Consider the following 6,429-nt stretch of genomic DNA (forward strand, 5'->3'; position numbering starts at 1 on the left):
CATGCCCTCCGAAACCCGCCGCCACATCGTCCGCGGCCTGCGCACCCTCCGCAACAAGCGCGAACAACTGCCCCCCAAGAAGCACGGCAACATCCCGCTGTAAAGACGTCAGGATCGACTGCTGTAAGGAGACTGACGGTGATCAAGGTCGTACGGGGCAACCCGACACCGGAGGAGCTGGCCGCCGCAGTCGCGGTGGTGCAAGCCCGCGCGGCGGCCGCCGCTGCCGCCGCGCCCGGCGGCCGGGACCAGGGCGAGGAGTGGTCCGACCCGGCGTCCCTCGTGCCGCGACGGATTCCGCACCCGGGCCCGCGCGCCTGGCGTACCAGCTTCTGGCCGCGCTGACCGGTCAATGTCGCGGTGGCGCCTGAGTACGCGTACTCAGGCGCCACCGCGACGAGAGGCGCACGATCGGAAGCATGCTGTGGTCCGATCCGTCCGACGATCCCTCCGAGGAGCTGCGTAAAGCAGAGGCCATGCTCCGTCGGGCGGGCATCGTGCTGGCGGTCGCCGCGGTCCTTTTACTGCTGCTGCTCGGCCTCTCCGGCTGACCCTGCCGCCCCGCGCGCCGGCTCGACCGTGCCGCTGACCTCCCCGAACCCGATCCGGACACCGTCCCGGCCCGGCGCTGTCGCGCGGAGCGTGACGGTGTCGCCGTCGGCGAGGTAGGCGCGGGTGGAGCCGTCGGCGAGCTTGACCGGTTCGGTGCCGTTCCAGCCCAGTTCGAGGAACGAACCGCGCTGGTCCGGCTCCGGGCCCGAGACCGTGCCGGAGGCGTAGAAGTCGCCGGTGCGCAGGCTCGCGCCATTGACCGTCATATGGGCGAGCATCTGGGCGGCCGTCCAGTACATGGTGCGGAACGGCGGCCGGGAGACCACCTCGCCGTTGCACGCCACCTCGATCGCCAGATCCAGGCCCCACGGCTCGTCGGTGCGCAAGTACGGCAGCGGCTCCGGGTCCTGCGCGGGCGGCGCCACCCGCGCCGCCCCCAGCGCCTCCAGGGGCACCACCCACGGGGACACCGAGGTCGCGAAGGACTTGCCGAGGAACGGGCCGAGCGGCACGTACTCCCACGCCTGGATGTCGCGCGCGCTCCAGTCGTTGACCAGGACGACACCGAAGACATGGTCGGCGAAGTCCGCGGCGGACACCGGGCGGCCCAGCTCGGACGGCGTGCCGACGACGAAGCCGACCTCGGCCTCGATGTCCAGCCGGACCGACGGGCCGAAGCCGGGCGCCTCGGCGTCGGGAGCCTTGCGCTGCCCGCACGGCCGCACGACCGGGGTGCCGGAGACGACGACGGTGCCCGCGCGGCCGTGGTAACCGATGGGCAGATGCTTCCAGTTCGGGGTGAGCGGCGGCTGCGTGGGACGGAAGACCCGGCCCACGTTCGACGCGTGGTGCTCGGAGGCGTAGAAGTCGACATAGTCGGCGACCTCGAACGGCAGGTGCAGGGTCACCGTGTCCCGCGGGACCAGGTACGGCTCGACGGCCGCGCGGTGCGCCTCGTCCGTCAGCAGCTCGGTCAGCCGGGCCCGCACCGCCCGCCACGCCTCCCGGCCGCGCGCCATGAACGGGTTCAGGCTCGGTGCCGCGAAGTCCTCCGCGTACGGCAGCCCGGCGTCCGCGCCGAGCCGCGACAGGTCCAGGACATGCTCGCCGATCGCCACACCGGCCCGCGGCGGCTCCCCCGCGCGGGAGAAGATCCCGTACGGCAGGTTCTGCACGGGGAAGTCGGAGTGCTCCGGTACGGGCACCCAGGATCGGGTCGTCATGCGTCCAGCTCCCTGTCGGTGGGGGTGTCGGGGCGAGGGCCCGGGCCGGTCAGGCCCATGGCCCGCAGGTCTTCCAGCGGTTCGCGGGTACTGCACGAGCCGTACCCCGTGAACACCGCGCGGGTGCGCGCGGCGAGGGCCGGGGTCACCGCGCGGGCCTCGGCGGCCAGCGCGACGGGATCGGTGGACCGCAGCACGGCCTCGACGCCGTCGGGCGCGGCGCCGTCCGCCGCCCGGCAGACCGCCAGCAGCAGATTGAGGAACCCGTGGTGGGTGAAGCCGGTGCGCGCGTCGCGGTACCGCACGGCGTGATGCAGCCCGGCGGTGGCCTTGAAGGGCAGCCCGCGCCGCACGCACGCGGACACGAACACCGCCAGGTGCTCGGTCGCGGGGAACAGGTCGGCGCGGACGCCGCCGCAGCGGACCTTGGCGGCGAGCCCGGCGGCGGCCAGCTCGTCGAGGGCGGCCTCCCACCCGTCCGTGAGCGGGATCTCGACGTACTGGGGGAAGCCGGGCGGCGGCCCGTACGGCAGGTTCTTCAGCGCGTCGGCGGCCTGCCGGACGGCCGTCACCAGGTCGGGCGCCTCCGGGACCGGGCCCTCCAGGGCGACCAGCCGCAGCCGGCCGTCGGCGGCGAGCCGGCGGTGCGCCTCGACCAGCGCGCCCCACTCCAGCGGGCTGATCAGCCCCACCCGGAAGCGGTCCCCCTCGGCCAGCGCCGCCGACAGCTCCGGCAGCCGCGCCGCCGGGCACAGGAACCGGTGGCTGAGCCGCGGATCGCCGGCCGCCGCGTCGGCGCGGTGCCGGGCGACAGCGGCGTCCATCCCGAGCTGCTCGGGCGGGAAGAGCCCGGCATCGTCCACGAGCCGTTCGTACAACACGGATACGGTCATTGCTCACGCCTCCAGAGGTCCGTGGCCACCGGCCCACGTCCAGGCATACCCCTGATCCTCGCAAGCGGTACCGCCCTCGCCGAGACCGAGCGGGCGGAAGGTGTCGACCATGACGGCCAGTTCGTCGAAGAAGTCCACGCCGATGCTGCGTTCATAGGCGCCGGGCTGCGGGCCGTGCGCGTGCCCGCCCGGGTGCAGCGACACCGAGCCCTGCCCGATGCCGGAGCCCTTGCGCGCCTCGTAGTCGCCGCCGCAGTAGAACATCACTTCGTCGGAGTCGACGTTGGAGTGGTAGTACGGCACGGGAATCGACAGCGGGTGGTAGTCGACCTTCCGCGGCACGAAGTTGCAGATCACGAAGTTGTGCCCCTCGAAGACCTGGTGGACGGGCGGCGGCTGGTGCACCCGCCCCGTCAGCGGTTCAAAGTCGTGGATGCTGAAGGCGTACGGGTACAGACAGCCGTCCCAGCCCACCACATCGAAGGGGTGGGTGGGGTAGGTCAGTACCGATCCGGCCAGTCCGCCGGGGCCGGGTCCGCGGTGTTTGACGAGGACCTCCGCCTCGCCCGCGTGCTCCTCCTCGGCGAGCAGCGGCCCTTCGGGCCCGCGCAGATCGCGCTCGCAGTACGGGGCGTGCTCCAGCAGTTGCCCGTACCGGGACAGGTAACGGGCCGGCGGGGCGATGTGGCTGTTCGCCTCGATGCAGTACGCGCGCAGCGGCGCGTCCCCGGTGGGCACCCAGCGGTGGGTGGTGGCGCGCGGGATGACGAGATAGTCACCGGGCCGCGCGTCCAGCACGCCGAAGACGGTCTCCAGCCGTGCCGTACCGCTCTCCACGTACACGCACTCGTCGCCGACGCCGTTCCGGTACAGCGGCGAGGCCGCGCCCGCGACGACGTAGCCGATCCGTACGTCCTCGTTGCCGAGCACCAGGCGGCGGCCGGTGACGGCGTCCGTGACGGCCGGGTCGGCGCCCTCGAAGAGCGCGGGCAGCTTCAAGTGCCGGGGCTTGAGAGGGTGGTTGGCGACGGTGGCGAGGTCGGGCAGCTCCCAGGGGCGGCTGCCGGTGATCGCCGAGGGGATCGCCCGGTGGTAGAGCAGCGAGGAGTCCGAGGAGAAGCCCTCCTCGCCCATCAGCTCCTCGTAGTACAGGCCGCCGTCGGGGCCGCGGTGCTGGGTGTGCCGCTTGGCCGGGACGTCGCCGGCGCGGCGGTAGTACGGCATGGGGTCGAGCGCCCCCTCCTCGCGCCCAGGGCGCGTGCAAATAACGGACACTGCTCACTGATATCCGAACGCGCCACTGACTGTGGCCGCACGCCGAACGCCTGTCAATAGCCCGCCGCCCGGCTCGCTGTCCGGGTCCAAGCGGCATGGAAGACTGGCGCGGCAAACGCCCACGGAGGGGAGACCGCGCAGGTGGGAACGAGTGAGCCGCGACCCGCCGAGGGGTCCCAGACGCTGGAACGCGGCCTGCGCGCGCTCCGCCTGATCGCCGGTACGCCGCACGGGATGACCGCGACCGAGCTCGCCGCCGAACTGGGCGTGCACCGCTCGGTCGCGTACCGCCTGCTGACGTCCCTGGTGCGCCAGCACTTCGCGGTACGGGACGACGAGGCGCGCTACCGCGTGGGCGCCGACCTGGTCGGGCTCGCCGAACAGGTGCGGCCGCGCCTGCGAGAGGTCGCCGAACAGGTGCTGCGCCGGCTCGCCGACGAGCTGGAGGCGACCGCCTGCCTGGTCGTACGCGACGACGACGCGGCGGTGGCCGTCACGGTCGTCGAACCCGCCACGCGCGGCCCGCGCTTCTCCTACCGCGTCGGCAACCGCGACCCCCTGGACCGCGGCGCGGCCGGCATCGCCCTGCTCGCGGGCGGCCCTCCGGCGGACGGCGAGCCGGCCCGGGTCGCCGAGGCCCGGGAGCGCGGGTACGCGCTCACCGCGGGCGAGGTGGTCCCGGGCACCTTCGCGGTCGCCGCACCGATCCGCACCGCCCACCCCGACGGCCCGGCCGGCATCAACCTCATCACCCACCGCCAGGACATCGCCGAGGCCGCCGTCGCCCCCGTCACGGCCGCCGCCGAGGAGATCTCGGCCCGCCTGGCCTGAGAACCTGCACCTGACCCCTTCGGCCTACCATGACCCGCATGACCGAACAGCCCCGCCGCCTCGTGCTCGCCTCCCAGTCCCCCGCCCGACTCGGCCTCCTGCGGCAGGCCGGACTGGCCCCCGAGGTCATCGTCAGCGGCGTGGACGAGGACGCGATCACCGCCGACACCCCGGGCGAGCTGGCCCGCGTACTGGCCGAGGCCAAGGCCGACGCCGTGGCCCGACGCACGGAGACCGCCGGGGCGTTGGTCATCGGCTGCGACTCCGTACTGGAACTGGACGGCCGCGCGCTGGGCAAGCCGGCCGACGCCGAGGACGCCACAGCGCGCTGGAAGTCGATGCGCGGCCGGTCGGGCGTGCTGCAGACCGGGCACTGCGTCATCGACACGGAGAGCGGCCGCCGGGTCTCGGCGACCGCCGCCACCACGGTCCGCTTCGGCGAGCCGTCCGACGCGGAGATCGCCGCCTACGTGGCGAGCGGCGAACCGCTGTACGTCGCGGGCGCCTTCACCCTCGACGGCCGCTCGGCCCCCTTCATCGACGGCATCGACGGCGACCCGGGCAACGTCATCGGCCTGTCCCTGCCGCTGCTCCGCCGTCTGCTGGCGAAGCTGGGAATCCAGATCACCGACCTGTGGGCGTGAGCGGGCCGCCGGTCCGGTGAGGGGCTAGGCCGCAGGGGACGGCTCCGCGCCCGGCGCGTCCGGCGCGTCCGGCGTGCCCGGCGCGTCCGGCTCGGCGGGCTGCGGGGCGGTCCGCGGCTCTCCGTACGCCAGCAGGGTGAAGATGAGCAGGCCGAGGGTGACCATCGCGCCGGCGAACGCGGCCCAGCCGACCAGGCCGACCGTGAACGCGCCGACCACGCCGTGGATCACCGCGCAGCTGATGAGAACGATGCGCGCGAAGCCGCCGGGCGCGCGGTCCCGGACCGCGCAGCGCAGCGCGAGGTACGCGCAGAACAGCAGGTAGAGGCCGAAGACGAGGCCGCCGATCCAGGCCCCGGCCGACATCGCGTGGGTCTCCAGGCCCGCCATCGACATCCGCTGCTTGTCGACGAAGACGCTCAGGATCCAGTTGAGCAGCACGATCCCGGCCGCTTCCAGGACCAGTACCACCGCCGTCACCACGGCCACCGGCCTGCGTGCCGCCACCGCACCCACCCACTTCCGCTGTTGTCCGGCGCGTTTCCGCGCCTGTTACCGCCAGTACAGAAGACGGGTGCACGCTACTGCCGGGTAATAGCCAGGACAAGGGGCGTGCGGCGGGCGGCTTTCCCGTGCGTCACACCCGACACCCACCCGGCAAAGTTTCGGGCCGCCATTCGTAGGGTTTCCACAAAGAAACCGCGCCGTACGGAAGTCGGACGCGCCGAGACCTTGCCCACACCAGGTCTCCGTCGTACGCCCGGAATTCCGGGCATACCCTGGGGATGCAGGGGACTTCGGCGCGCGGCTCGCGCCGGACACAGGCGCCTTGTGGGGAAGCTCACCCTCAGGGTCGACTCGGCACGTGGTGTCGTCAGTCCCTAAACTCAGCTTGTTTCGAGGAGGGAGCCATCGTGCGCAAGGTGCTCATCGCCAACCGTGGCGAAATCGCTGTCCGCGTGGCCCGGGCATGCCGGGACGCCGGGATCGGGAGCGTAGCGGTCTACGCCG

9 protein-coding genes are annotated in these 6,429 nt (G+C 73.1%); 5 read left to right on the top strand and 4 right to left on the bottom strand.

Annotated features, from left to right (window positions below; genetic code table 11):
• Positions 1-138 precede the first annotated feature (138 nt).
• On the top strand, positions 139-345 hold the full coding sequence (locus IG84_RS0137010) for an acyl-CoA carboxylase epsilon subunit (protein ID WP_030265539.1): 207 nt from the start codon (positions 139-141) through the stop codon (positions 343-345).
• 74 nt (positions 346-419) lie between these two features.
• The gene (mmpB, locus tag IG84_RS42745; RefSeq protein WP_263301601.1) at positions 420-551 is read left to right on the top strand and encodes a morphogenic membrane protein MmpB; all 132 of its coding nucleotides are present in this window, start codon (positions 420-422) and stop codon (positions 549-551) included.
• Here mmpB and fahA read toward each other — a convergent pair.
• From fahA to IG84_RS0137030, 3 genes are read right to left on the bottom strand one after another with little or no spacing between them, the layout of a single operon-like run.
• A complete protein-coding gene (fahA, locus tag IG84_RS0137020; protein WP_051862864.1) occupies positions 522-1,775 on the bottom strand; it encodes a fumarylacetoacetase in 1,254 nt (417 codons plus the stop codon). The genes mmpB and fahA overlap by 30 nt on opposite strands.
• Complete coding sequence (locus tag IG84_RS0137025; protein WP_031067761.1) at positions 1,772-2,668, bottom strand: hypothetical protein; 897 nt, start codon at positions 2,666-2,668, stop codon at positions 1,772-1,774. Before IG84_RS0137025 ends, fahA begins: the two co-directional genes overlap by 4 nt.
• 3 nt (positions 2,669-2,671) lie before the next feature.
• A complete protein-coding gene (locus IG84_RS0137030; protein WP_031067763.1) occupies positions 2,672-3,892 on the bottom strand; it encodes a homogentisate 1,2-dioxygenase in 1,221 nt (406 codons plus the stop codon).
• Positions 3,893-4,084: 192 nt separating this feature from the next.
• Here IG84_RS0137030 and IG84_RS0137035 point away from each other — a divergent pair, with 192 nt between their 5' ends.
• Positions 4,085-4,774: an IclR family transcriptional regulator gene (locus tag IG84_RS0137035; RefSeq protein WP_031067765.1), complete on the top strand. Its 690-nt coding sequence runs from the start codon at positions 4,085-4,087 to the stop codon at positions 4,772-4,774.
• 38 nt (positions 4,775-4,812) lie between these two features.
• Positions 4,813-5,418: a Maf family protein gene (locus IG84_RS0137040; protein ID WP_031067768.1), complete on the top strand. Its 606-nt coding sequence runs from the start codon at positions 4,813-4,815 to the stop codon at positions 5,416-5,418.
• Positions 5,419-5,442: 24 nt separating this feature from the next.
• Here IG84_RS0137040 and IG84_RS0137045 read toward each other — a convergent pair whose 3' ends face one another.
• Positions 5,443-5,925: a hypothetical protein gene (locus IG84_RS0137045; RefSeq protein WP_382467362.1), complete on the bottom strand. Its 483-nt coding sequence runs from the start codon at positions 5,923-5,925 to the stop codon at positions 5,443-5,445.
• A 407-nt stretch (positions 5,926-6,332) separates the two neighbouring features.
• On the opposite strand from IG84_RS0137045, the gene IG84_RS40380 reads away from it, so the two are divergent.
• Positions 6,333-6,429 (top strand): biotin carboxylase N-terminal domain-containing protein (locus IG84_RS40380; protein ID WP_281179312.1); only part of this gene is annotated, 97 nt, incomplete at its 3' end.

The sequence above is a fragment of the Streptomyces ochraceiscleroticus genome, assembly GCF_000720485.1.
GTDB lineage: Bacteria > Actinomycetota > Actinomycetes > Streptomycetales > Streptomycetaceae > Streptomyces > Streptomyces ochraceiscleroticus.